25 protein-coding genes and 1 riboswitch are annotated in these 24960 nt (G+C 38.3%); of the genes, 5 read left to right on the top strand and 20 right to left on the bottom strand.

Translation table 11 applies throughout. The annotated features are described in order from the left end of the window. The first annotated feature begins 190 nt into the window (after nt 1-190). Nucleotides 191-367, top strand: a complete 177-nt coding sequence (locus ACJ9PY_RS21225) for a hypothetical protein (RefSeq protein ID WP_411738929.1) — start codon at nt 191-193, stop codon at nt 365-367. A gap of 226 nt (nt 368-593) precedes the next feature. Here ACJ9PY_RS21225 and ACJ9PY_RS21230 read toward each other — a convergent pair whose 3' ends face one another. Then, nucleotides 594-1793 carry a phosphoglycerate dehydrogenase gene (locus ACJ9PY_RS21230; RefSeq protein ID WP_034304108.1) on the bottom strand — a complete coding sequence of 400 codons (1200 nt, stop codon included), beginning with the start codon at nt 1791-1793 and terminating at the stop codon, nt 594-596. Nucleotides 1794-1898: 105 nt separating this feature from the next. Then, nucleotides 1899-1977: riboswitch (ZMP/ZTP riboswitch) on the bottom strand. Nucleotides 1978-2125: 148 nt separating this feature from the next. Then, the gene (locus tag ACJ9PY_RS21235) at nt 2126-2554 is read right to left on the bottom strand and encodes an ATP-dependent metallopeptidase FtsH/Yme1/Tma family protein (RefSeq protein ID WP_411738931.1); all 429 of its coding nucleotides are present in this window, start codon (nt 2552-2554) and stop codon (nt 2126-2128) included. Nucleotides 2555-2704: 150 nt separating this feature from the next. On the opposite strand from ACJ9PY_RS21235, the gene ACJ9PY_RS21240 reads away from it, so the two are divergent. Continuing rightward, complete coding sequence (locus ACJ9PY_RS21240) at nt 2705-3223, top strand: N-acetyltransferase family protein (RefSeq protein ID WP_411738932.1); 519 nt, start codon at nt 2705-2707, stop codon at nt 3221-3223. Between the two features lie 59 nt (nt 3224-3282). Here the strand turns inward: ACJ9PY_RS21240 and ACJ9PY_RS21245 are convergent, their stop codons facing one another. The 4 genes from ACJ9PY_RS21245 to ACJ9PY_RS21260 form a co-directional block, all read right to left on the bottom strand. After that, nucleotides 3283-3699, bottom strand: coding sequence for a VOC family protein (locus ACJ9PY_RS21245; protein ID WP_098863860.1), 417 nt, complete (start codon nt 3697-3699; stop codon nt 3283-3285). Nucleotides 3700-3808: 109 nt separating this feature from the next. Beyond that, a complete protein-coding gene (locus ACJ9PY_RS21250; RefSeq protein ID WP_411738933.1) occupies nt 3809-4300 on the bottom strand; it encodes a PTS glucose transporter subunit IIA in 492 nt (163 codons plus the stop codon). Nucleotides 4301-4391: 91 nt separating this feature from the next. Continuing rightward, a complete protein-coding gene (locus ACJ9PY_RS21255) occupies nt 4392-4784 on the bottom strand; it encodes an iron chaperone (protein WP_411738934.1) in 393 nt (130 codons plus the stop codon). Nucleotides 4785-4870: 86 nt separating this feature from the next. Beyond that, the gene (locus ACJ9PY_RS21260; RefSeq protein WP_063577629.1) at nt 4871-5521 is read right to left on the bottom strand and encodes a hypothetical protein; all 651 of its coding nucleotides are present in this window, start codon (nt 5519-5521) and stop codon (nt 4871-4873) included. A 199-nt stretch (nt 5522-5720) separates the two neighbouring features. Between ACJ9PY_RS21260 and blaOXA the strand changes: the two genes are divergently transcribed. Then, nucleotides 5721-6512, top strand: coding sequence for a class D beta-lactamase (gene blaOXA / locus ACJ9PY_RS21265; protein ID WP_057277005.1), 792 nt, complete (start codon nt 5721-5723; stop codon nt 6510-6512). A 183-nt stretch (nt 6513-6695) separates the two neighbouring features. Next, nucleotides 6696-7430, top strand: a complete 735-nt coding sequence (locus ACJ9PY_RS21270; RefSeq protein ID WP_411738935.1) for a DUF1796 family putative cysteine peptidase — start codon at nt 6696-6698, stop codon at nt 7428-7430. Between the two features lie 48 nt (nt 7431-7478). Here ACJ9PY_RS21270 and ACJ9PY_RS21275 read toward each other — a convergent pair whose 3' ends face one another. From ACJ9PY_RS21275 to ACJ9PY_RS21315, 9 genes are all read right to left on the bottom strand, one after another. Next, nucleotides 7479-9236, bottom strand: coding sequence for a SulP family inorganic anion transporter (locus ACJ9PY_RS21275; protein WP_411738936.1), 1758 nt, complete (start codon nt 9234-9236; stop codon nt 7479-7481). 16 nt (nt 9237-9252) lie between these two features. Further along, entirely contained in the window at nt 9253-9846 is a 594-nt protein-coding gene (locus ACJ9PY_RS21280; RefSeq protein ID WP_411738937.1) for a beta-class carbonic anhydrase, read from the bottom strand. A 338-nt stretch (nt 9847-10184) separates the two neighbouring features. Beyond that, nucleotides 10185-10919: a PepSY domain-containing protein gene (locus ACJ9PY_RS21285; protein ID WP_411738938.1), complete on the bottom strand. Its 735-nt coding sequence runs from the start codon at nt 10917-10919 to the stop codon at nt 10185-10187. A gap of 28 nt (nt 10920-10947) precedes the next feature. Further along, complete coding sequence (locus ACJ9PY_RS21290; RefSeq protein WP_057277010.1) at nt 10948-12291, bottom strand: sensor histidine kinase; 1344 nt, start codon at nt 12289-12291, stop codon at nt 10948-10950. Next, nucleotides 12288-12989, bottom strand: coding sequence for a response regulator transcription factor (locus ACJ9PY_RS21295; RefSeq protein ID WP_034304119.1), 702 nt, complete (start codon nt 12987-12989; stop codon nt 12288-12290). The genes ACJ9PY_RS21290 and ACJ9PY_RS21295 overlap by 4 nt, the downstream gene beginning before the upstream one ends. A 170-nt stretch (nt 12990-13159) precedes the next feature. After that, nucleotides 13160-14041 carry a PhzF family phenazine biosynthesis protein gene (locus ACJ9PY_RS21300; protein ID WP_063575238.1) on the bottom strand — a complete coding sequence of 294 codons (882 nt, stop codon included), beginning with the start codon at nt 14039-14041 and terminating at the stop codon, nt 13160-13162. 283 nt (nt 14042-14324) lie between these two features. Next, nucleotides 14325-15044, bottom strand: coding sequence for an alanyl-tRNA editing protein (locus ACJ9PY_RS21305; protein ID WP_411738939.1), 720 nt, complete (start codon nt 15042-15044; stop codon nt 14325-14327). After that, nucleotides 15013-16089 carry a threonine aldolase family protein gene (locus ACJ9PY_RS21310; RefSeq protein WP_411738940.1) on the bottom strand — a complete coding sequence of 359 codons (1077 nt, stop codon included), beginning with the start codon at nt 16087-16089 and terminating at the stop codon, nt 15013-15015. The genes ACJ9PY_RS21305 and ACJ9PY_RS21310 overlap by 32 nt, the downstream gene beginning before the upstream one ends. Beyond that, a complete protein-coding gene (locus ACJ9PY_RS21315; protein WP_197483631.1) occupies nt 16076-16534 on the bottom strand; it encodes a MarR family winged helix-turn-helix transcriptional regulator in 459 nt (152 codons plus the stop codon). Before ACJ9PY_RS21315 ends, ACJ9PY_RS21310 begins: the two co-directional genes overlap by 14 nt. A 349-nt stretch (nt 16535-16883) precedes the next feature. Between ACJ9PY_RS21315 and ACJ9PY_RS21320 the strand changes: the two genes are divergently transcribed. Then, nucleotides 16884-17099 carry a hypothetical protein gene (locus ACJ9PY_RS21320; protein WP_054399744.1) on the top strand — a complete coding sequence of 72 codons (216 nt, stop codon included), beginning with the start codon at nt 16884-16886 and terminating at the stop codon, nt 17097-17099. A gap of 209 nt (nt 17100-17308) precedes the next feature. Here the strand turns inward: ACJ9PY_RS21320 and ACJ9PY_RS21325 are convergent, their stop codons facing one another. From ACJ9PY_RS21325 to ACJ9PY_RS21345, 5 genes are all read right to left on the bottom strand, one after another. Beyond that, nucleotides 17309-18604: a hypothetical protein gene (locus ACJ9PY_RS21325; protein WP_145504422.1), complete on the bottom strand. Its 1296-nt coding sequence runs from the start codon at nt 18602-18604 to the stop codon at nt 17309-17311. A gap of 222 nt (nt 18605-18826) precedes the next feature. Further along, the gene (gene argH, locus ACJ9PY_RS21330; RefSeq protein ID WP_411738941.1) at nt 18827-20146 is read right to left on the bottom strand and encodes an argininosuccinate lyase; all 1320 of its coding nucleotides are present in this window, start codon (nt 20144-20146) and stop codon (nt 18827-18829) included. A gap of 33 nt (nt 20147-20179) precedes the next feature. Beyond that, nucleotides 20180-21751, bottom strand: a complete 1572-nt coding sequence (locus tag ACJ9PY_RS21335; protein WP_063575231.1) for an APC family permease — start codon at nt 21749-21751, stop codon at nt 20180-20182. 858 nt (nt 21752-22609) lie between these two features. After that, on the bottom strand, nt 22610-23434 hold the full coding sequence (locus tag ACJ9PY_RS21340) for an SAM-dependent methyltransferase (RefSeq protein WP_411738942.1): 825 nt from the start codon (nt 23432-23434) through the stop codon (nt 22610-22612). Between the two features lie 497 nt (nt 23435-23931). Next, nucleotides 23932-24639 (bottom strand): DNA alkylation repair protein, encoded by a 708-nt coding sequence (locus ACJ9PY_RS21345; protein WP_411738943.1) that lies wholly within the window; start codon nt 24637-24639, stop codon nt 23932-23934. Nucleotides 24640-24960 lie beyond the last annotated feature (321 nt).

Below are 24960 nucleotides of genomic sequence, written 5' to 3' on the forward strand. Positions count from 1 at the left end.
CTTAAAATGAGTACAGATGGAATATAGATTGACAGCATTTTCTCTGTACTTCATACTATTGTATTAATAGAAGTGACGGAATATTTAGTTAATTAGGAGGATGAAGCTATGAAATTAGCAGATTTTCTAGAAGAAAAGGGTTTTCAAGTGGCTCATGTATTGATATTGGAGGATAATGGGGGGATGACATGTGACTAAGCACAGAATCCTTTTAAGCATTCCCATTTTGCTATATGGAATGTACATATTTGTGGTCATTCAAAATGATAAAGATGTTCCACTTTATTTGCATCTCCTATTCGCAATCTACTTGATGTTTTTTGTACATTATGAAGATAACACAGAAGGAAAGCAGGACGGATTTTGAGAATTTCGATGCTAAGCAATGCGTGTGGAAGATGTTTGGACTTCAACTGAATGTATCGAGCTGCCCACAGGCTGAGTCCGTTGTAATCCCTAGGTTGTTAACACATGAGCCAGTTTAGTATAACCACCCCAATATTTATTCCAAAATCATTAATAAAGCCTAAAAAAGCCTCAACTCCTTAAAGGAATTGAGGCTTTCATATTTATCAGCTTTATTTTGGTTCCAATTAGATGATACGAGTTGTAACGATGCCCTCGATTTGTTTGATTTGATCTTCCAAGGCAGGAATGATATCGCCGTTTACTTCACCATCAATGTCGATGATCGTATATGCATATCCCCCACGGCTTCTGTTAACCATGTCAGCGATGTTCAAATTAAAGCTTGATACAGCCAGCGTGATTTGCCCAACCATGTTCGGAACGTTTTCGTGGAAAGTTGCCACACGACGGTTTCCTGTAAAAGGAAGGGAAGTATTCGGGAAATTCACAGAGTTCTTGATGTTCCCTGTTTCTAAAAAGTTCTTCAACTGACGAGCTGCCATGATGGCACAGTTTTCCTCTGATTCTAGCGTAGAGGCACCAAGATGCGGAATTGGAACGACATTTTTCATTTTCAACACGTTTTCATTCGGGAAATCAGTAATGAACTTGCCTACTTTTCCGCTTTCAAGTGCAGCTTGCATATCATTTTCATTCACTAGCTCACCGCGTGAGAAATTCAAGATATGTACGCCCGGCTTCATGATGCTGAATGTTTCTTGGTTAAACATTCCTTTTGTGTCGTCAGTTAATGGAACGTGTACTGTAATATAATCAGATTCTGCAAACAATTCTTCAATTGTCATGGCGCGCTGTACATTTCGGGATAAGTTCCAAGCTGTATCAACAGAGATGAACGGGTCAAAGCCAATGACATCCATGTCCAAATCAAGCGCGTCATTCGCTACAAGTGCACCGATTGCTCCTAAACCGATTACGCCAAGAGTTTTTCCCTTGATTTCTTTACCAACGAATTGTTTCTTTCCTGCTTCGACAAGCTTCGGAATTTGTTCCCCTTCGCCTTCAAGCGTCTTTGTCCAAGCCACACCGGCAAAAAGGTTACGAGATGAAGCCATCAATGTCGTCAGCACCATTTCTTTTACAGCGTTTGCGTTAGCCCCAGGTGTATTGAAAACGACAATTCCTTGCTCAGTGCATTTGTCGACCGGAATATTATTGACTCCAGCCCCTGCCCTTGCGATTGCTTTTAACTGATCGCCGAATTCCATAGTATGCATGTTAAAGCTGCGAAGAACGATCGCATCAGGGTTTTCACTGTCATTATCGACCTTAAAATCGCCTTTATTGAATACATTCAGCCCGCTTTCGGCAATATTATTTAACGCTTTGATCGTTTTGACTTTTTCTAAAAGTATTGTGCTCATTTTGTTAGCTCCTCTTTGATTGTGATATTTTTGAAATTTCAAAATATTGACTTTAAACCTTTACTATCTGTTAATATACAGAAAGAGGCAAGGGATAAAATCCCTTACCTCTGCCCAGGCGAACGGCTACGACACTATGTGTTCCCTCACGGTTATCCGTGTTTCGCCAGTTGCACATAGTCTTTTTCATTTATTTTATTCTATCAAACTATTCAGCAATCTTCAATACCATTTTAAAGGTTTATCTCTTTTTTTGCAGAAGCCATAACTCACTAGAAATATCGACGAAACTTGCAGTTTTATCTCCGAAAATGGGAATATATCGTCGAAAACTATCTTTTTATTATAACTCTAAATAGTAATAAGACTAAAAACAGGAAGGAAATGATCATGAAAGGAACGGTCGTTGTAAACAGGGTGACCCATCCGCTTACCTCTATGTATGGTGTAAACTCCATTTTTTCTATATCATTTTCCTCTGCAGCATTATTCATTCTATCTAGCGAAGTTTCACTATTTGGGACAGACGCGACAAAGTATTGATCCTTTTCATACCCTGCCAGCCGACCGCTTATTTCTATCACACTTTTTCGCTGCTCCACCTCTATAAATGTCACTTTTCTATCCGCTAAATTTGTAAAAAATTCATCGTCAGTTAATTTCTCAGTCGGTTCTTCGTCATTATTAAAAACCAGCACAACCCCCAAGATAATCAAGAAGCTTATTAAATAAAATATTTTACTACGGAAAATCTGTTTCATCTCATTCCTTCTCCCACATTAAGCAAACTATAGGAAATAGTAACATACAAAGTTAATTATTGGAATATCCTGGGCCGATTAGTTTCTAATTGGATAATAGTAGTAAAAAATAAGAAGTATAGCAAACTTAAAAAAAAAGGAGGAACCACTATGCTAATAAGAGAGGCGACGTTGGCTGATGCGGAAGGGATAGCGAAAGTCCATGTGGATTGCTGGCGGACCACTTATAAAGATATAATGCCGAGTGATTTTTTAGATAAACTTTCTTATGAGAAAAGGAAAGACATATGGATAAAGAATATAACTAGTAATGGCAATCATGTTTATGTCGCAGAAAATAACGAAGGAAAAATAGTAGGATTTATATGCGGAGGGAAAAGGGAGACGAATCAAGTTGAGGATTCGGGCGATTTAACTGCGATATATATCCTCGAAAATTCACAAAGAATGGGGATAGGTAAGAAACTCATCAAAGAATTATTCTTTAAATTCGAAGAACTGGGATTCAAGACAATTTTCGTAGAGGTGCTTGAAGATAATAAATCTCGATACTTCTATGAAGCATTCGGTGCTGAATTGCTTAAAACTGAAAAAATCAAAATAGCTGGTGCTGAATTGAATCTATTGGTTTATGAGTGGAAGGACATTAGCCCCGTATGTTATGAATGAAATTCAGCTAATATTGCTAAAAAAGGCACAGTCCTTCGTGAAGGATTGTGCCTTGCTTTTTATTCTTGATTAAATCCGCTTTCGTCCATGTAAAATACTTCCCAAGAATGGCCGTCGATATCCAGAAAACTCCAACCGTACATGAAACCATGATCAATGGCTTCATTGAAAGGCTTTCCGCCAACATCCAGTGCCCTATTCACGATCTCATCGACTTCTTCCTTGCTTTTAACGGACAGGGCGACGATGGTTTCCTTACTCGCAGCAGAATCAGGGATTTCCTTCTTGGTAAACGTTTTAAAGTATTCTTCCACTAACAACATGACATATATGGACTCACTTATAACCATGCATGTCGCATTTTCATTGGTCATTTGCTCGTTAAACTCAAAACCGACCTTTGTGAAAAATTCTATTGAGGCATCCAAATCTTTAACAGGCAAGTTTACAAAAATCTTTTCTGCTTGAATTCCCATCCAATTCACCCTCGCTTGATTTTATTTGTTCACTCACCTACTATTCGCTGCAATTTTCGATTTTCCTGCTTGCAGCCTAAAAGGAGAAATGAGCATGGAATCTTTCTTTTCATTTCAAATAAACACTCATGATCTCCGTATCGTTAATAGTTGCTTGGGTATTATTTGTTTTTTCCAGTTTTTCAACCAGCTCGCCATTCGTGACAACGATCGGAGTAACGATGCTTGGAGCGTTGGATTTTAGAAAATCGATATCAAATGTCACAAGCTTGTCTCCTGCTTTTACCCTTTGCCCTTCTACGACATGGACTTCAAATCCCTCGCCTTTAAGGTTAACTGTTTCCAAGCCAATATGAATCAACAATTCTATGCCATTCTTCGTACGGAGGCCTAGAGCATGTTTAGTATGAAAAACCTGGATCACTTCTGCATCGATTGGAGATACGACCAACCCTTCCTCAGGAAGAATCGCTATTCCGTCCCCCATCATTTTCCCGGAAAACACCGGATCCGGAACATCTTCTATTTTTATTACTTGTCCGTTTATAGGAGCAAGCAGTTGTTCCACACTTTCTTTTTTACTGAATAATTTTTTGAACATATTATTTCCACCTTTCTCTTTCGGTCCTAAAATCCTTGCAGTTCATACTCTCATATATTAAGCATTTTGTGAATTCTGATAATGATCGATGCTATTTTTTCTTTTGAGATTTGCCTTCTGCTTTTTTCCTTTTGTTCGCTTCCACTCTAAATATAACCATCTCGGTTATTAATTCATAAGGAATTGGCTTGCTTAGTGGAAACTGAACGGCCCCTTTTGAACATTTATATTCAGATAAGGCAGATTCAAACGCAGAGATCGCGCTTGGAGTTGGATAGAATCCTATATGTTTTTTATAGGCAGCGAAATGTACCAGATTTCCATATAAAACAAAGGTAGGCATTTGATAGCTTATCTTCTCTTCTGCATCCGGTGCTGCATCCTTTATGACTTTTCTTAACGTTTTTAATATCTCCTGAACTTCCTCGGGAAATTGTATGATATATTCATCAATTGAATGAAATGTATTGGTTCCCACCATCATTTCTCCTTTCAGAACTCCAAACTACAATACTCTTATTATAACATTCTTCACCTGCTAACTCCTGGATTGAATCCCTTTGTATTTCGCTAACCTATATTTTTTAAAAACTCTTCCATTCTATTCATTACACCTTCCAGCACGATGATCGTCCTTGAAGTATCGAAAGGTTCAATATCCAAGGAATGATTTGCATGAGGGATTTTATTCATGCTTATGTTCGGTTTATTTTCAATCGCTTGAATTTTATCTGGAATATAATGATGATCTTTTTCACCTATAACTATATGTGCTGAATGATTGCAGCTCAATAACCCATCAAAAATCGAATCGAACTTCAATAGAGGCGTCAGCAAAATCATTTTGGCATTCGTAAACCGCTCACTTTTCATGATTCCGTTGATGATGGGGATGGTGCCAAGTGATTTGCCTAGAAACACAGTTCCTTGATATTCATGATTTTGAAGCACTTCCGTAATGACCGGATTGATATCATTAACGATCACTTTTGTGATATCCACCAATGGATGCTTGAATATATCCTGGTCGTAGGCGTAATGAATATGCACGACATCATACTGATTTTGAAGCATGATCATCGTCGAATAATAGAATAGCGGCTTCTCATACGTGTACCCTGCACCTGAAAACATAAAACAAATGGCCGGACTTCCGGTTTCAATATGTGTGTATGTAATTTCTTTTTCATTACTATTTATTTTTCTTTGGTTAACCTCCATGATAGATTCCTCCCATTCCATCGTTTGCTTTATATATTCATTAGCTACTCGCTGCATTCCTCCTTAATCGATACTATCTAGATAGAGTCCAAGAATAAGGTTTCGTTTTTCATCAGGAATAGGTATACTTTAGCTATCAACCTATTTTATGGAAATTATTTGATGATCGATCAATCCATGCCTTAAAGGAGAGTGTGTAATGAAAATCAAAACGTTATGTTTCATTCTTGTCCTGCTAGTCACTGGTTCCATGGGCACAATTCATGCAAGTGCTAACGATCAAAAGGTGAAAGAACTGGATATCGGGGATTCCTTCGATGGTGCGGAAGGCACGATGGTACTTCAAAACTTAAAAAATGATAAGGTATTTATCTATAATAAACAGAGAAGTAAAGTACGCTACACACCAGAATCGACATTCAAAGTGGCGAATGCATTAATCGGTTTACAGACAAAAGCGGTGAGCGATGAATATGAAGTGAAGCGCTGGGATGGCGTAATCAGGGAATTTGAAGATTGGAACAGAGATCATACGCTTGCTTCAGCCATGAGGCATTCCGTGATTTGGTATTATCAAGCAATGGCCCGCGATATCGGGGCGGAAAACATGCAGCAGTATGTGAACCTGCTCGATTACGGCAATCGTGATATCTCCGGCGGGATCGATCAGTTCTGGCTGGATAGCAGCATAAAGATTTCTGCCCGGGAACAAGTCCAATTCATGGAAAAGCTTGTAGAGGAAAAGCTGCCTATCGATAAGCAGCATATGAGAACCGTAAAGAGAATCATGATCAATGAAGAAGCGGACTCATATGTCCTCCACGGAAAAACCGGTACACGCCTTTCTGATATGGGATTGGGCTGGTATGTGGGGTACATCGAAACGGACAAAGGGGAATGGGCCTTCGCAACGAACATGGACGGCAGCGGAAGCAAAGCCAAAACGATTACGCTTGAAGCCTTGAAAGAGTTGGATATCATAGAAGAATAAACGTTCACGCATGCTCTTAATTAGGGCATGCGTTTTGCTTTGTCTAAAAAAGATCGCTGAACCTATTTATAAATATTCATGTTGGCATTGCCTGATATAAAGCCTTTTTTTGGTTTGTCCAATCAGTAAAAAGAAAATTATCATCTAATATAGTATAGATAGTTATAGAAAGGGGGATTAATAGTGAAATTAACGGAAATCAAGAAATCTTATGATGTAATCATTCCTTCAGGCAGTGCTTGCACTCCCGCTTTGAACCTAAGAAGACTTGGCTTAAGAAGATTTTCTTTGCCTCTTGACTGGGTCTTTACCGAGTCATTTGCAGAAGTGGCCAGGCTATATAGTAATCAGTTCAAGGAATATATGGAATTGAAGAATTTGACTTTAGTAGATGGTTCCGGTACTTATTTTGACGATGACATAGATATAAATGCTGTAAATACCTATTTTGTAAGAGATAACCATTATAAAGTCACTTCAGTTCACGATTTCCCCATCCTGCCTGATAAAGAATGGTTTGAAACATATCCTGATTTCAAAGAGAACTTAGATAAAAGAATAGCAAGATTCATTGAAACGATCAAAGATAGCGATTCAATCCTATTTGTAAGATGGTCAACAAAATATGAGCAAGCCACTTTGTTTCAACAAGTAATGAAGGACATGTTAAAAGAAAAGGAATTTACTGTATTAATACTAATCCCCTCGGATGATGCAACAAGTATTTCTGATTTAGCATGGAACATAGAAAATGTTTGTGTTTTAGAAGTACCTAACCAAGTTTGGGATGAGGCGATTTGGGATCAGGTTTTTAGTGGCATACAATTAAATAGTCAGGATAAAACCCTGAGCGAACAAGCTCGATGTGTTAATGATTTCAATAAGTCGAAATCTTGCAGCAGAAATAAAAGAAGTTGAATAGAAAGGCATCCGCCAAAAGCAGATGCCTTTTCTTCTTGACGGAAATCAAGTTAACCCTATCTCCCGTTTTCTGCTTTGTTTTAATAACGCAGGCTTTTGAACTTGCTGTGAGAGTGAGGTACATTCAGCAAATGAAAACTGTTTACACCCTTTACAACGGTTCTCATCCAGTTTGGATAAAGCTTTATTGATGGCATCTCCCGTACTGGAAAAGAACTGTTGCTCACCAACCAGTTCAATAAATCCGGTTTTTCTCAGCATTTCTTTAGGTTCCTGTTGAATTCCTGAAATCAGCACTTGTAGGTTATGAAACTTGAATTGCTTCACGATGTCGGTTAGCAGTGCTTCCCCCGATGTATCGATAAAGGACACATTGCTCATTCTTAATAGCAGGACTTTTGGTTTTGATCGCATTATTTCCTCGATTTCTTCTTGCAGCCTTTCGATTGTGCCAAAGAATAAAGGTCCTTCTATCGTATAAATGTTAATCTGCGGGCAGCTTGAACCTTGTTGCACCATTTCTGGTTTAACTAGTTTATCAGCTGGATCTGGTAATACCTTTGATAATTTCAATGTACCGCTCATCAGTTTAACGAACGATAGAATGGCTAATAGTAATCCGATCCCGACGCCTGTTGTCAGGTCAATCACTACGGTTAACACGAAGGTAACGAGCAATACGACCGAGTCCATGGTTTTGGCTTTTAAAATATGCGAAAATTCTTTGCGTTCGCTCATGTTCCATGCGACAAACATAAGAATCGGGGCCATGCTGGCCAAAGGAATGGCCGAAGCATAAGGCGCCAAACTGACTAACACCAGCAATACCACCAACCCATGAATCACGCCTGATATGGGGGAGACTGCACCGTTTTTAATATTCGTCGCAGTACGGGCGATGGCACCTGTAGCCGGAATGCCTCCAAATAAAGGCGCAATCATATTGGTCAATCCTTGTCCCATCAGCTCTTTATTGCTGTTATGTTTACTGTTGGTCATGCCGTCTGCCACTACAGCGGATAAGAGTGATTCAATACCTCCAAGCATGGCGATGACCAAAGCAGCCGGAAGGAGTTCAATCACCAGACCGCCAGTGATATGGGGAAACTGAAAATGGGGCAATGCATTAGGAATGGCGCCATATGCCGATCCTATGGTCGCTACCTGACCTGGAAAGAATAAGCTGGCGACAAGAGTTGATACAATCAATCCCAGCAATGCTCCAGGGATTTTCGGTAAATATTTTGGAGTTAATATGACGAGAGTCAGACTTATGCTAGCTACCAGTACACTATAGATATTCACTGTATTGAAGTTCACTAAGATTTCTTTCATATTTAAAAGAAAGACCTCTTCTTTTTTTAAGTTACTGAGTCCAAAGAAATTGGCAATCTGCCCCGAGAAGATGATCACGGCAATTCCAGCTGTAAAGCCGATGGTAACTGGACGCGGAATAAACTTGATGAATCTTCCCAGTTTGAAGACACCTAAAAGAAAAATCATGATACCTGCCAGGAAACCGGCGATTAACAGTTTTTCATATCCGTACTGCATGACCACCCCTAACAAGACCGGGACAAAGGCTCCAGTCGGGCCTGCAATTTGATATTTCGATCCGCCAAAAAGGGAGACCATGATTCCTGCAATAATCGATGTGTACAGTCCGTATTCCGGCCTTACTCCGGAAGCAATGGCAAAAGCCATCGCTAAAGGAATCGCTACTATCCCAACTACCACCCCGGCAACCAGGTCTTTCTGAAAATGGCCTAAGTTATATCCTTCAAACCTGCTAGAACCCATCATTTTATCGCTCCTTCTTTTATTGAATATGCATTTCTTCCTTGCTGACAATATTGCTATATCCATCTATGATTCGATCCAGTTTACCCGTTTCGGGATGGATGACCATACCGTGGACGGCAATGGAATCCGGTAATAATGGATGGTTTTTGATCAAATGGACACTATTCCTTACACTCTCCTCAACGCATTGAAAGCCTGTCAGCCACTTTGATAAATCAATACCAGAGTTTGTAAGGATATCAATTTGCTCCTGGCTGATTTTCTTCTCCTTTGCGGCATCAAGCAGTGAAGAGGATTGAAGCCCCACCATACCGCATCCGTGATGTCCGATCACACACACTTCCTCCACTTTCAGCTCATAAATGGCGACAAGGATACTGCGCATAATGCTGCCAAATGGATGAGAAACAATGGCTCCGGCGTTTTTAATGATTTTCGCATCTCCATTTCTTAACCCCATCGCCTTTGGAAGCAATTCCAACAGCCGGGTATCCATGCACGTTATGATGACGATCTTTTTATCTGGATACTTTGTCGTTTCAAACCTTTCATATTTGTTTTGATCGACAAACGTCTTGTTGTAATCCAGAATGCTAGAAATAACTGACATTACTGATTCTCCTTTCTCTTTGCAAAACTTTGTTAAGGTGTAGAAATATGATGGAATGTTTTATGTACAATAATCCAGATGCCTTTCATCCACTCGCTTCTTTGGCTCTGTTTTATCATTTGGTGCTTTATTCCATGTTAGAGATAGTTAATTAGAGTTAAATGATAGAAGGATTAGAAATTGGTGAGAATTATTACAGTTCCTTCTCTTTTTTTTTGCATTTTCCTTACTCACCAAAGCCAAAAAGGGTGATGCATATTAGACAGCTAATAGCATCACCCTTTTTTTTGCTTTATTCAATTTACGTCTAGATTAGTAAACCCTTATGAGCCACTATTTTATTCAGGGCCATCATTATCGTTCTCTTCGTCATCTTCCCACGTGATTGTTTTTACTTCCTTCGTGTAGCCGTCCACTTGAACGACTGCGTCTCGATCGTCCTCCAATTCAACTTCGACCAAATAATAAGGTGTCTGATCTAGAGGTTGATAAAATTCTGTATCATCACCTGTTCCTTTTACATGTTTTTCGGCAATCGCAATTGCTTCGCTTTCTGTAATGATACTATCTGCTACCAGTGTCGAGTCAATTATAGCTCCTGTATATGGATCGAGTATCAAGGTGATTTTTTCGTTATTCTTATTTACCACTGCTTTATAAAAGGAGTTGTCTTTCTCCTGTACAAAATCAATTTGTTCCAGGTCACCTTGTGAGGAAATACGCGTCTTTATTTCGTTTTGGGTCAGTAGCTTTTGGTGTGCTTTTTCCGTAGTCGCTTCAGCTGTATGACCAATGGTTTCTTTTTTTATAGAACGGACTTCCCCACTTTTCGCATCCATCCTAATTTGATAGACCCCGGTTTCAAGCTGCATTTCAATCTGATATTCTTCACCTTCACTTTTCGTTGTCTTCATAATGGTTCCAGGAAATTTATCCTTTGCTGTCTGGTTCACTTCTTCTTTCGTCAAACTTTCCGCGGATAATGATGGAGCCCACCATTGAAATCCGACGAATGATAGCAGACCAAAAACGAGAGCCGATCCGGCTGTTATCAGCACTTTTCTAATCTTCATCGTATCCCCCATCCAACATCATTCTGGCTTAATTAAATAAAAGAGTAACAATCGTTCCCCTGCCTTCGAGACTGTCCATTTCAATCCGCACATCTATTGCATCAGCAATTTCCTTTGCCACGGAAAGCCCCAATCCAGATCCGCCTTGCTTTCTGTTTCTAGCTTTATCCACACGATAAAAACGATCGAACACTTTTGGCAATTCAGCCTTTGGAATTCCATCCCCTCTGTCTTCGATGCGGATATATGCTTCATTACTTGTTTGTCCTATGTAGACGGAGATTAGCTCGTCACTATACTTTCTGGCATTGTCTAAAAAAATAAACAAAAGCTGTTTTAACTTTTGAACATCCGTTACTGCTTCAATTGCATCGCCACTATAAATCTCCACTGTCCGATTGTACGCATTCTTATATACTTTCGCTAACTCTGCCATGATATCGGTCAGATTGACGTTTTCCTTCTCTATATTCCATTTTTCCTGATGCTTTGCAAGCAGGAGCATTTGCTCTGTCATCTCTCTCATTCTAATGGCTTCAGAATGAATGGCCTCTATGGATTCATCAAACAAATCAGGACGCTCCAACCCTTTTCTCTTCAAAAGGCTTGCATAGCTTTCGATGACAGTTAGCGGTGTTTTTAATTCATGTGAAGCATTCGATACGAATTGCTCCTGCTTTTCGAAGTTGGCCTGTAGTAAATCGATCATGTGATTAAACGTTTTTCCCATTTCCACAAGCTCATCCTTTGATTTTTCTTCTAGGCTAAGCCGCTTAAATTGGCCGCTAGTTTGAATTTCCTTCATCGTATCGATCATCGATCGAATCGGACGGGCGATGAAGTTACTAAGAATAGTGCTTGATATCAGAACTGGTATCATGGCAATGATGGTTACAGCGATTAATACGATGCGCAGAACAGCGAGCATTTCTTCGGTTGCTGACATGCTTTTGGTGATTTGAAGATTAACTACACTTCCATCCCCCCAAACGATCGGGTTTGAAACGAATACATACTTTTTCTGCTGATAAGTGATGATCTCGCTCTTCTCACCGGGGTAAAAACTGCTATTTCGATTGCTTAATTGTTTTTCAGAATTGGATGTAACAGCTGTTCCTTTTCGTTGACCTTCGATTACGATACCAATCATGCCATCTATAGGCAGATAGGCTCGAAGTAAATCATTTGGAGATATATTATTAACATTTTCACTAACATCAAAGGCAATTTTCCCTGTCTCCGCTTTCGCACGGTTCATTTCATTCACCATCATCAGATTACTGAAAACAAAATAAATGGAAACATTCATCAAAAGCAGCAGGAAAATGAATAACACCGCAGTATATAAGTTGATTTTCTTGCGAAGTCTCATTTTGCTTCCTTCATGACGTAGCCAACGCCTCTTACGGTATGAATGAGCGGCGTTTCAAAGCCATGTTCGAGCTTTTTGCGAACATATCGGATATACACATCCACCACGTTTGTTTCTCCCTGGAAATCATACCCCCAAACCGCTCCCAGAATTTGATCACGGCTTAGCACCTGACGCTTATTCTTCAGTAAATATAGAAGTAAATCATACTCCTTTGGCGTTAGTTCAATATGGCTATCACCTCTAATGACCTCGCGTGTTTTGACATTCACTTTTAAATCGGCAGTATTTAGCCATCCACCGATTTCAGCTTCCATTGAAGGTGCAGCAGGCCGCATTCTTAAAACCGCACGAATTCGGGCAAGCAATTCCTCAATTTGGAAAGGTTTGGTGATATAGTCATTCGCGCCGAGATCAAGACCGGAAACTTTATCTTCAACCGAGCCTTTTGCCGTTAACAGGATGACAGGAGTGATATTATTCTTCGTTCGAATTTTCCGAAGCAGCTCGATCCCGCTTATGCCCGGAAGCATCACATCCAATAAGATCAAATCCCACTTTCTTGATTGATATGCTTCAAGGGCCTCTTTGCCGTCCATTGCCTTTCCAACTTGATAGCCTTCGATTTCAAGCTCCAATTCAAGCAGTCTTAAGATCTTTTCTTCGTCTTCCACGATCAGTACTGATTCTTTATTCATTTGGAAGACCTCCTTTTGTGTGGGACACTCCCCATTAATTGTCATTCATTTTCAAATTAAATCGATTGGATTATCGGTAAGTATGCCTGTTCGTTCAATAAGAAAAAGGCTGCCTCAGCAACCTTCCCTGTTTTGAAGTAAAGCATTTGTCAGTTGAAAAGGTCAGGTTATTAAAGAAACCATTCACCTTGAGCAATTTTCACTACTTTACCTCCAACATGAACGTCGATTTCCCCATTATCATCACTTGCTTTTAAAAACAATAAAGAAGGTCTTTCGATTTCGTATCCTTGTTCTACGCGAATGTCTATTTCACTTCTTTCAAAATACCCGTATTTAACTAAGTAAGCAGCTAAACATCCATTAGAACTGCCAGTGGCTGCATCTTCGGGAATACCATAATAGTCCGCAAAGTCGCGAACATTCAAATCATTTTTCGAATCATATGTTTCCGGAGAAAAAACCATAATGGCTTTTGCATCCATATGTTCAATTAACTCAAAATATTTTTCTCTATTTATCTTTACTTTTTTAACGGCTTCCAATGATTTTAATGGGACAACAAGCACTGGAAGTCCCGTCGAAACTTCTTGAATGGGGAATCTATCATCTATGTTTTCTTTATGTATATTTAAAACTTCAGAAATTTTATCTGTATCTAAAATCCGGCCAAAAGTTGGTTGATTTTGTTTCATCCATAGAAGCTCTTCTTGATTATTGAATGATACTGTTATCTGTCCACCTTTAAAGTTTAAAATAATGTTATCCAATGGTGCTTCTAATACTTCGTTTTGAATGATATATGCAGTTCCTATAGTCGGATGTCCAGCAAATGGAACCTCTTCATTAGGTGTAAATATCCGGACATCATAACCGCCATCATTTTTTGAATCAGACAAGATAAAGGTAGTTTCGGAAAAATTAATTTCTTTGGCTATCTGTTGCATTTCTTTATCCGGAATATTCCCAGCGTTTTTAAAAACCGCGAGTTGGTTTCCTGTATATTTTCCATTTGAAAACACATCAACAATAGAATAATTAATCCTCTCCATCAGACTCCCCCTCGTTTACTTTTTAGTTATTTTAACGAATGTCCCAATTATTGCATGTAAATTTTAAAAATTAAAGTCGCTATTTGCCCAGTTAACTCCAAAAAAAAAGAGCTGCCAGAACAACTCTCATGTTAAAAGCCCTATTTACTTTGTACCTTATTTCAATCTGTTCCTGTCAAAATGATTTTTTTTGGATTTATATTTAGGTTCGATAAACTCCCACCAACTAAAAATAATTGGCGACTTCAAAGGATATGGAGTCCATACTTTTCATTAGCAGAACTTATTCCAAAAATTGAATTTTAATCCTTTTTTTCGTGGGACCTTTTTGTTGAATTTTCATAATGGAAAAGTCTTTAATTTCATTCGTGTTGCTGACGTGGGTTCCGCCACATCCTTGCTCATCAATATCATTTATTTGAACGATTCGAATTTCGTTAAGAGAAGCTGGAAGTAAGTTAATGACCGTTTTAATAACCCCTACTTTTTGCTCTGCTTCAGCTCTGCTAATTGTTTTCGTGTAAACATTATGGGGTTGTGCCAGTATCTTCTTTATCGATTGTTCCAATTGATCGAATGGTATTTCTTCCATTATGTCAGGAGAAAAAGACAGCTCTAATCTCGCATGTTCTTTTTCAATTTGACTGCTTGTAGCTAAAGCATTGTAATGTTGATAAAAATAACCTGAAATGACATGCAATAATGTGTGATACTGCATATTCTGATACCGCCAAGTCCAGTCAATCTGCATCTTTGCCGTTTGATTAATGTCCTTTAATGGCCGTTCCAATTCATGAATGATTTCACCATCTACTTTTTTTACTGTTAATATTTTATAAGTTTCATCACCTTGTTTTATGATTCCCCGGTCACAGGGCTGCCCACCGCCGCCTGGATAAAAAATGGTTTGATCGAACACAACAAACCGGTCTTGTATTGAAATAATATTTGCCGAACATTCTTTTAGATAACTATTCTCTAAATATAACTCGATCGTGGCCATTTTTTTCTCCTTTTATTGCCTTGATATCCTCTACGAGCATGTCAACATGTTCTTTTTTCGTAGCCCAACTGGTACAAAATCTCACAGCACTGTGTGTAGCATCGACTTTTTCCCAGAAGGAGAATGAATACTTTTTACCTAATTCCTGCATTACATCTTCCGGCAAGATGGGAAACTGCTGATTTGATGTGGAATCATATCGTAATGAAAATCCATTTTCAACAAATGCTTCCCGAATCATCATTGACATTTCCACGGCATGTTTAGAAATTTCATAGTATAGGCCGTCTTCAAATAAGGTTTCAAACTGGATCCCCAATAGTCTCCCTTTAGCGAGCATTCCTCCCCTTTGCTTGATGAAATAGCGGAAGTCCTTTTTCAGGGCATCATTCATGATGACTGCCGCTTCACCAAACATTGCCCCAACCTTCGTTCCCCCTATATAGAACACATCACATAGCCTTGCAACATCAGCCAAGGTTAAATCGCTGTCCTGCGAAGCCAAGCCATACCCTAATCTGGCGCCATCCAATACCAATGGCAAACCGCATTCCCGGCAAACTTCACTTAATGCTTCCAATTCGGTTTTACTATAAGTCGTTCCATTTTCTGTAGGGTTGGAAATGTAAACCAAGCCTGGCTGTACCATATGCTCATGGGTAACATCATTCCAGTGGGCATCATATAATTCTTTCACCTGTTCAGGTTGAATTTTTCCATCATCACTCGGCAAAGTAAGCACTTTATGGCCAGTTGCTTCAATTGCGCCTGTTTCATGTACCGCGATATGCCCGGTGATTGCAGCAATCGCCCCTTGATGCGGCCGCAAAATTGAAGCGATGATAGTTGTATTCGTCTGTGTTCCTCCCACTAAAAAGTGTACATCCGCATTCGCGGCATCACACTCTTTTCGAATGTAAGCTCTCGCTTTTTCACAGTGTTCATCCACTCCATATCCGGGTGTTTGTTCTTCATTGGTTTCTATTAATCGGTTCAGAATTCGCTTATGGGCACCTTCTGTATAATCATTTTCAAAACGTATCATCCTTTAATCTCCCCAAACCATCCAATTTCTTCTGAATGAACATCATAGAAGCATGGATTTCTTTAATTTCATTTTGTGATAATCCTTGGAATAATCTCACTAATTGTTCATCAGATCTTTCATTAAGCTGGTTAAAAAGAGTCATCCCCTCTGGAGTCAACCGAATCAGAATCGTTCTGTTATCCAAGGTCGAGTGTTCCTTCATAACCAGTCCATCTTTTCTTAACTTGTTAATTATTCTGCTCATATAGCTGCGATCAATTTCCAGTTTATCAACTAAGTTGTTTGCTATACACTGCTCCATCAAACCGATTTCCATAATGACCCGTGCCTCAGTGAAAGAATATCCGGTATCCAATATATGCTTATCCAACACACCAAGTATATTTGTATAAAATCGATTGAATTGCCGGATATCAGCCATGGTATTTTTATTTATATTCATGATTCACTTCCTTTTAGTGGACTTTATCCACTAATACTTTATTCTGATTAGTGGACTTTGTCAACATTTTTCATAAATCTTTGAATGTTTAATCGATACCGCTAGTTTAACCAATTTCAAAAAATTCACTTTTAGGTTGATTGTTTCTTTTCGAGGAAGTTACAATACTTTAGTTAGAAACACTTGTGAAATTTTCCACTTAAACTATCCTCCACCCATTGTTGAAGAAGAACATCCTTTGATCCATAACTTTTATCTATAAAATTAGAGAATATCGAACACGGGATAAGTTAAGGTGCATAAAATAGGATTGTGATATTTATCTATATTTTTGAAAGGATGTAATATTGTGTATCCTTCTTACACTAACCCGCACCATCTCAAACAAGAAACATTGTCACAGGTTGGCCCTTGGGTACAGTATGGTTTAAACGAAGCTCAAAAAACATCTGTCCCTCATGCAATGATGGAAATTGCAGCTATTGCCTATCTGATGGGTAAAGGATATGATCCAAGGATGGCGCATCAAATAGTCGAATCATGGGAAGTTAATGAAATGTTTTAACTGCTGTAGCTTTGAAATAAAGATTAATCAAAATGTCCTCTTTAACCCCCATATTAGCGTAAATAAAAAAAATCAGGCACCTGTAATGGATGCCTTTAAATAGTCGAGCTATCTAGTATTTCGTTTACTTCATAGAAGTTTTTAAGATCTAGTTTAATACTGCCAGCAGGGATAAAAGCTGAAAGTCTAAAAACACCCGAAAATGGGTCTTATTTTAAACGATAAATTTTACTCGGTCTTCCTCGAGAAGAATAAGATTCCTCACCAATGATTTCTGCTAAGTTAACTTCACATAAACTTACTACAATGCGCCGTGCATTGCTTTCATCCCAATAGAGATGTGTTGTTAAATCTTTTATTGTAAAATCTTTCAATTTCATTCTGTTGACTAAAGCATACAATTTATTATAATTTTTCACACTTATTTTAGCTTTTTTTAGTTTTTCCATAAAATTCTTGTCATCTATCCGGTATGAAAAACGTAATTCTTCCTCTTCACCTACAGACTCAATCATTGTTCCGTCCTCTTGTACAATGACGATGCCCTTGTCTGACTTTTCTTTTGAAAGTTGGATGGCACGTTGAGCGTTTATTTCTGCTGAGTGAAGTGTTTGCCCATATCCAATACCTACAGTTACAGTAGCATTGGATTCATTTGACAACAGAAAGACAGTATCTTTTAAATCTTTTATTTTGGATTCGATTGTACCCCGTGTACTAAAGATAAAGTAGCGGCCGTTTCCCTTCTCAACTAATGACCCCTCCAATTGTTCGCAAAATTTAAGAAGAGTTTCTTTTAATTTTATCTCTAAAAATTGCAGATGATACGAGCTTTTAGCTTTCTCAAATATTTTATCAAAATGTTCAATTTCAATAATTTGAACACCAATTTGGGTATCTCTAAAGTAAAAAGTTCTCGATTTTTCTGCAAGAATTCTTAATGATTGGCGAATTTCCATATCAGTTGTAGATATTCGATAGGTTGGTACACCTGCTTCTTTTAAATTTAGATATACAGCCTCGAAACAAGTTAGTGCACCTTCCGTTTTTCCAGCTTTCCATAAATCAAGATGGAATGCGATTAATTCTTCCGTGCTTGAATCGATATTGAAGTTTTTTATATACATTTCTTTTGGAGTAATATCAATTTGTTTTAACGCCTGCTCTAAATGGGTTGTAGTTATTTCGTCAATACTTACTTTACTCAAAAACTCCTTTTGAAAATATCCCATATGCAAAAGACTTTTATAGATGCCTGATTCAGTATGATCGATATATAATAGGTTTTCCCCTATTCCCACAGTATTTTTTGCAACCATATATGAAATTTGGCCTGAAAAAAACCAGACATCCACATTTTTGTTGTATTCCAAAACTATTTTTTCAGTTTCTCTGAAATCCTCATATGGGTAGGCTTTAAATTCCATGATCGACTCATATTCTTTACCTAAATTAATAATGCGCTCAACTGATGAATTAGGACCAACTACCCCAATTTTATACATATTTTTCTCCTTAGTTCAAAAACTTAATTACTTTAATCTTATCTTTAAAATGGAGGAAATTAAAGTTTAATCCTTCTTCTATTGGAAAAACATTTATCACAAAACATTGTATCTCATGATTTAAAGGGGAGTTTGATTATGTTTTTTTAAAAATATAAAGAGCTATTAGCATAGATCGTACTTATCTTCTATGCTATAGCTCTTCAATTGGAGAAAATTAGATTATTTTAATAAATTCACCTTAATGCCTTTATTTAATATATTTTGATAATCAATAAAGTCATATAAGTCCCCTTCAATTAATGGATTTAAGCTCTTCAATTCTTCCGGAGTCAACTCTTCTATTGATTTATTATGATCTTCACAATAAATGACAATAGAACCAACAATACTGTGGGCATCTCTGAACGCAACCCCTTTGCTGACTAAATAATCAGCGACTTCTGTTGCATTGAGAAAGCCATATTTTACAGCATTTTTCATATTTTCAGTATTCACCTTCATGGTAGAAATTATATTGGACATAATTTCCAGACAAGACAATACTGTATCCAATGCATCAAAAAATGGTTCTTTATCTTCCTGCATATCTTTATTATAAGCCAATGGTAACCCTTTCATCGTCGTTAAAAGCGAAGTAAGAGAACCATAAACTCGTCCTGTTTTCCCCCTTATAAGCTCTGCTGCATCAGGATTTTTCTTTTGAGGCATTATACTACTACCTGTAGAATATGCATCATCAATACTAATAAATTTAAACTCTTGACTACTCCATAAAATCAGTTCTTCACTTAATCTGCTTAAATGCATCATGATGATCGAAAAACTAGACATTAATTCTAAAAGGTAATCTCTATCACTAACACCATCGAGGAAATTGTTTACAGGTTTTGAAAAACCCAACTCCGCCGCTGTCATTTCTCGGTCTATATTATGAGTCGTCCCTGCCAATGCTCCACACCCCAGTGGACTTTCGTTCATAATTTCAATTGCATTAAGAACTCTTTTTCTGTCCCTATCCAGCATATTAAAGTAGGCCATTAAATGGTGCTTAAGAGTTACTACTTGAGCTCGCTGTAGATGGGTGTATCCTGGCATAATCACATTGTTTGCTTTTGCCTTTTCTTCCAGGTTATTTTGAAGCTCTTCAATATACTCAATCACTTCTAACGCCTTATTTTTTGCGTAAAGCCTGATATCTAAAGCAACTTGATCATTTCGGCTTCTTGCTGTATGGAGTTTTTTTGCTGTTTCACCTATTCGTTCTGTTAGTTTTGTTTCAACAAAACTATGAATATCTTCAAAATCGCCTTCGATCTCTAATGTTCCGCTCTCGATATCTTCCAATATAGAAAGAAGAGACTTTATAATGCTTTCTCCTTCTTCCTTGGTAAGCAATTCACATTTCACAAGCATATTCACATGTGCAATACTCCCTTTAATATCTTCAGAATAAAGTCTCATATCAACATGAAGAGAACTATTAAAGTCCTCCATTAATTTATTTTCTTCTTTTCTAAAACGTCCACCCCAAAGCTTCATAACCATTTCTCCTTTTGTAAAATGAAATTGATTTTAAATATCTGTGTTATCCATATCTTGCAATTCTTGGACGTTCCCCTTTTTTCGCATGTACCAAACACCGTTATAAACAGCAAAATAGTAAAAAACGAATCCTATTATTGCCACGATGTAAGACATAAATGGCTCTGGAATAATACCCTTACCACCAAAATTTCCGATTGATGATATCCCAACGAGCATCAGAATATAAATAACAAGATAGATCCCACCTAGGATTTCTACCGATTTATGTTTATTGATAAAATGAGTAATCAAATACCCAACAATTCCAATTGCCAATCCCCAAATTGCAAGTTGAACCCTACTCCAATTTGTCCAATAAATAAGTAGAGTGGCAAATATAAAGGCTAAAGGAGCAATAAAATTCATGCCTGGGATACCGTTGTCTTTTGTCAATCCAACCTTACGAAACACCATTACTGTGACACATGCTGAAGCGTATTTGAAAATACCAATTGCTCCAACAATTGCAACTATCGCAGTCCAACTCTTTAAAGGAAACAAGAAAAGCAACCCGATTAGGAAATTAAGAGTAAGTGCACGTGTTGGAACTCCAAATCTTTTATTAATGGTTCCGAAATAAGAAGGGAGGAATCCACTCTTCGCCATTCCAAAAACATGTCTTGAAGTTCCTGCTGTATAAGCAAGTGCTGATCCAGTTGGGGAAATCATTGCGTCCGCTGTAATGGTCCAAGAAAGCCAAACCATATTCGCCATCAGTGCTAAATTAGCAAATGGAGAGTCAAATTTAATTCCACTCCAACCATTAGCTAGCATTTCGGGCGGTACGGCTCCTATAAAAACGATTTGAAGTAAAACATATAAAATTGCCGAGACTGACAGCGATGTGATAAGAGCAAGTGGAATATTCCGTCTTGGGTTTACCACCTCGCCACTCATCATTACCACATTTCCGAATCCTGTATAGGCAAAAAATATACCACTAGTTAAGATTGCGCTTAATCCTGCGCCATAGCCATTAGGGGCAAACCCATGACTTGTATAATTCTCTTCATGAAAACCTGTCATAAAAAAAGCAATGATGGTTAGGACAGGGACTATAAATTTAATCGTGGTGATAATGGTATTCGTGACCGCAAATAATTTCACGCCAAAATAGTTCACCACAACAAAAAATACCATTAAAACAGTCGATGCTAGAATTCCTGTTGTCGTTAGTTGCTCCTTAGATATATCATATAGGCCTGGCCAAAACTCGTTAGCGTATTGAATAACTCCCGATGATTCAACAGGTGCAGTGGCGCAGTAGCCAAGCCAAATCGAATAACTAGTCACTGTAGCAAGCAATTTTCCATGGGAATAAAGGGGATAACGACCTAAACCACCTGTTTCTGGTCTGACCCTTGCTAATTCAGCATAAACAAGTGCTATAAGAGTAATGACGAATGCAGCAATAATCCAAGACATAATAGCAGCTGGTCCAGCCATTTTTGCCGTATTCCATGGTCCAAAAAGCCAACTTGATCCAATAATTCCTCCAAGAGATAATGCAGTAAGTGACCAAAAGCCCATTTTCTTTTTCAAATATCGTTCTTGATTCATGAAATTCCCTCTCTCTTAATGGGGTATATTATTATTCGCCAACATAGATAGCTTAGTACTGTACCTAAAATAATTAACTCCTTTCAAATTTTTACGTTCATTTGAGAAGCTAAATTTACCTAATGGTTACAAAATCCATAAAACAGCTAGGACACTTTAGCTTAACCCACATAGATTAGCTCAATTGCAAATCTATTTTAAGGTAATAAAAAAGTATTTACCTTAAAATAGATTTTATTTGAATTGTTTCCATTTTGCAATATCATTTTTTTGAAAATTCACAATACAACACTCTAAAGGAGTTCGTTCACTGAGTAAGGCGTGAACAACCCACTACATATGGCCCGTTCCAGGTGCTTTTTTCTGTTGTCCAATTCCAGACTTAAGACCCACTCCAAGGCAAAACATCCTTTTTTGTCCTCTTCCTATGCTTGTGCCATTTTCGGATGGAAAAATGCTGGCCAGCCCCTTTAGGTTAGGGAAAATTCGCTTTATTAATTTCTAAATTTGCTAAGAGTAATGTCCCTCGTAATGCTTCTACCTCATGCACATCAAGCTAAAATATCAAGTCGACCAAACGAAACCATAAACCATTCCGAAAAAAGTTGAGCTAATTCACTAGAAACTACTTTCTTCGGAGGGTTACACGGCCATTCCCCCCATTATCTAAAACATCGAGTGAGAGACCCACATATCTCATGGAGATCACCCCTCACATGTCTTTCTGAGTCGGTGCTACTACATTCCTTCGTTCAACCTTTCAGGAGGTGGATGTCGGTCATGATGCCCCGTTTTTAGTAAGCAAAAAAAGCAACCCATTAGGCTGCCCTGGATCTTGAATTCATTTGAGTACAGTTATTACTTTGCACAAACAACGAAGCTATTAAATGATTTCTCCTTACCATTCGAAGTGTTCATCAGTTCATAATAACCAGTTATTAACGTTTGTATCATGTTAGGGACTTTAATAAATTCTGCACGGATACTATTGGCATAATCTTTTTCCCATTGACCGTCCTGCAAAAATGTTGCATCCACTGTAAGTTGTTTTACCACTTCAAAATTTGCTTGCTGGAGCAGCTGGAGTATTTGAGTTTTATGAAATAAGTTTTGGATATTTCCTTCACTCTTTACGAAGTTTGAATGCAGTGCAAGAATGGAAACTGCACAAAAGTGGGAACGTTGAGAAAGGCAGGTGAAGTCGAGGTCCCATTCGGCAAAACATAATTGTTTTGCCAATCCGCGAATCTTTTTAAAGTATTTCAATAAATCCTCTGGTTGCTTGAAATACCATGAACAATGGGATAATACAGCTACATCAAATGGGATGGGTGATTCAAAAAAATCAAAGTCCATTTCAAAATGGAAGTCAATCCGTTCTCCTAATGAAGATTTCTTTATGCGTTCTGTTGCTTGACCTAATGTTAACGGTGCTCCGTAATCGGGACTGGCAATATCTATTGCGACAACAGATCCGCTTTCCCCTACTGCATCTGCTATTGCCACGGTTGTATCCCCTTGACCACAACCTATTTCCAATACACGCATTCCTTTTTGGATCCCAAATGCCGCCACTAATTCCAAACGGTGCTGCAACTGCACTTGTTGTATCAAATCATCTTCAAATAATTGATATTCCGCTAAAAAGGATCTTGTTTTTTCGTTTAGTTGAAATGACTTCAAGTATCATTCACCCCACATTTAGTGTGTATTGGTTCATCAACAAAGAAAAAGGCTGCCTAAGCAACTCCCAGACTGTAGACAAACTCGATGAAGAACAAGTTCATCTCAATTCTTATTTAGGTTTATAAAACCTAGAACGTCGATTGGAACGTAAGGCACTCGCTTTCCGCGGGCGGTCCGGGAGCCTCCTCGGCGCTTTTGCGCCTGTGGGGTCTCCCCATGACGCGCTTTTCCCGCAGGAGTCTCGCACACCCGCTCCAATCAACTTTGTTTTGAAATTTAGATAAAACCCCTTTTGTCTACAAACTCAGACCCGAAGCAACTCCCTTATTGAAAAAAAAACACACGTTAGTTGATGAAGGATATTTTGATGTAACCATTAAAATTATCGTGAAGAATATACTTATTATCCTCTAAGGATAAAGAAATTACGTTTAAATAATAGTGCTTTACACATTGATTTTCTTGGATTACACTTCCATTTTGCAAAACCAATCTTAACATCTTACATGCTTGCGTTTAAAACCAAGCCTTCCTCTACCGACTTCTTTTTGAATACTTTCGTATGCATTTAGAAAACTGTTTTTTTTCTTGTCCCGTTTGACTTCTACGTTCCCTATTGCCTTTGCGGTCTCGACTGCCTTTTCATGGAGCGGCAAATAGGAAATCCCCACGGTGGATAGAAAATTATTCATAGCGGATTTCGTTCGTTCTGGCGATTCGTGAATCGTATTCTTCACAAGGTCCAGCATATCGGAAATTTTGCTTTCTGAAAATTCAACGTCTTTTCGATTCCCCAAAAGCCAACAGTAGCAACTCCAGCCCGCTGACATTCTCAGCTCTTCACCGCTTGCAATCCATTTATCGGATACTTCTTGTGCAATATCTGCCTCCGATAAAGTTACAGCCACTACATAATCGGACAGCATATAAAAATAGGCAGCATCCATCCAACGACCATAATCAGACTCAGTCATGGCTTTTGGGTCTGCAATGATGCCTGCAAAGTACATGGCATCATAGTTGCCTGTCGAATAAAGCTCTTCAGCTAAATCCTGATTTATTTTAATTTTCCTTACAATTGGTTTCATGGCGCCTGTCGCCACGCCAAAAAGCGGCTCATGCGCACCATTGGATATGTACATTTTTTTAGTTCGTTCCTTGCCTAGGGCTTCAAGCTCCTGCATGACCATTTCTACATTCATCGTTAAGCACATCCTTCTATATGGAGTTTCCCCCTAATATTTTGCCCATCAAATATATATCCTCATTATCCTATAACAGACTGCCATTTGTCAGCACCGTCTAAGTACGTGTGTGTTACGCAGGGTTCCACTTGTAAACTTTATAATTCTCGATGTTTTGTTGAACTATCCTGCCTCGATAGTTCCATAAGGGGTCTTGTCGCATCCCTATCAAGTTAAAATTTCTTTACGCCCCAAAACGAAAAAAGCTATCTTCAGCAGCATATAGCTTAATTTTTCGTTTTGGGTATAATCCTTTTACTAAGCTTGATGGCGATAGAC

Source organism: Peribacillus sp. S4, from assembly GCF_046715815.1.
GTDB lineage: Bacteria > Bacillota > Bacilli > Bacillales > DSM-1321 > Peribacillus > Peribacillus frigoritolerans.

Bases quoted from the DNA above. Each gene is read 5' to 3' on its own strand.
- ACJ9PY_RS21275 (WP_411738936.1), bottom strand. From the start codon at position 9,236: ATGATGGGTTCTAGCAGGTTTGAAGGATATAACTTAGGCCATTTTCAG.
- ACJ9PY_RS21240 (WP_411738932.1), top strand. From the start codon at position 2,705: ATGCTAATAAGAGAGGCGACGTTGGCTGATGCGGAAGGGATAGCGAAA.
- ACJ9PY_RS21245 (WP_098863860.1), bottom strand. From the start codon at position 3,699: ATGGGAATTCAAGCAGAAAAGATTTTTGTAAACTTGCCTGTTAAAGAT.
- ACJ9PY_RS21295 (WP_034304119.1), bottom strand. From the start codon at position 12,989: ATGAATAAAGAATCAGTACTGATCGTGGAAGACGAAGAAAAGATCTTA.
- ACJ9PY_RS21300 (WP_063575238.1), bottom strand. From the start codon at position 14,041: ATGGAGAGGATTAATTATTCTATTGTTGATGTGTTTTCAAATGGAAAA.
- ACJ9PY_RS21345 (WP_411738943.1), bottom strand. From the start codon at position 24,639: ATGAATGTAGAAATGGTCATGCAGGAGCTTGAAGCCCTAGGCAAGGAA.
- ACJ9PY_RS21260 (WP_063577629.1), bottom strand. From the start codon at position 5,521: ATGGAGGTTAACCAAAGAAAAATAAATAGTAATGAAAAAGAAATTACA.
- ACJ9PY_RS21235 (WP_411738931.1), bottom strand. From the start codon at position 2,554: ATGAAACAGATTTTCCGTAGTAAAATATTTTATTTAATAAGCTTCTTG.
- argH (WP_411738941.1), bottom strand. From the start codon at position 20,146: ATGAAGCTTTGGGGTGGACGTTTTAGAAAAGAAGAAAATAAATTAATG.
- ACJ9PY_RS21280 (WP_411738937.1), bottom strand. From the start codon at position 9,846: ATGTCAGTTATTTCTAGCATTCTGGATTACAACAAGACGTTTGTCGAT.
- ACJ9PY_RS21315 (WP_197483631.1), bottom strand. From the start codon at position 16,534: ATGAATATAAATAAAAATACCATGGCTGATATCCGGCAATTCAATCGA.
- ACJ9PY_RS21255 (WP_411738934.1), bottom strand. From the start codon at position 4,784: ATGATGGTGGGAACCAATACATTTCATTCAATTGATGAATATATCATA.
- ACJ9PY_RS21325 (WP_145504422.1), bottom strand. From the start codon at position 18,604: ATGTATAAAATTGGGGTAGTTGGTCCTAATTCATCAGTTGAGCGCATT.
- blaOXA (WP_057277005.1), top strand. From the start codon at position 5,721: ATGAAAATCAAAACGTTATGTTTCATTCTTGTCCTGCTAGTCACTGGT.
- ACJ9PY_RS21310 (WP_411738940.1), bottom strand. From the start codon at position 16,089: ATGATACGTTTTGAAAATGATTATACAGAAGGTGCCCATAAGCGAATT.
- ACJ9PY_RS21290 (WP_057277010.1), bottom strand. From the start codon at position 12,291: ATGAGACTTCGCAAGAAAATCAACTTATATACTGCGGTGTTATTCATT.
- ACJ9PY_RS21230 (WP_034304108.1), bottom strand. From the start codon at position 1,793: ATGAGCACAATACTTTTAGAAAAAGTCAAAACGATCAAAGCGTTAAAT.
- ACJ9PY_RS21285 (WP_411738938.1), bottom strand. From the start codon at position 10,919: ATGAAGATTAGAAAAGTGCTGATAACAGCCGGATCGGCTCTCGTTTTT.
- ACJ9PY_RS21335 (WP_063575231.1), bottom strand. From the start codon at position 21,751: ATGAATCAAGAACGATATTTGAAAAAGAAAATGGGCTTTTGGTCACTT.
- ACJ9PY_RS21250 (WP_411738933.1), bottom strand. From the start codon at position 4,300: ATGTTCAAAAAATTATTCAGTAAAAAAGAAAGTGTGGAACAACTGCTT.
- ACJ9PY_RS21305 (WP_411738939.1), bottom strand. From the start codon at position 15,044: ATGGCCACGATCGAGTTATATTTAGAGAATAGTTATCTAAAAGAATGT.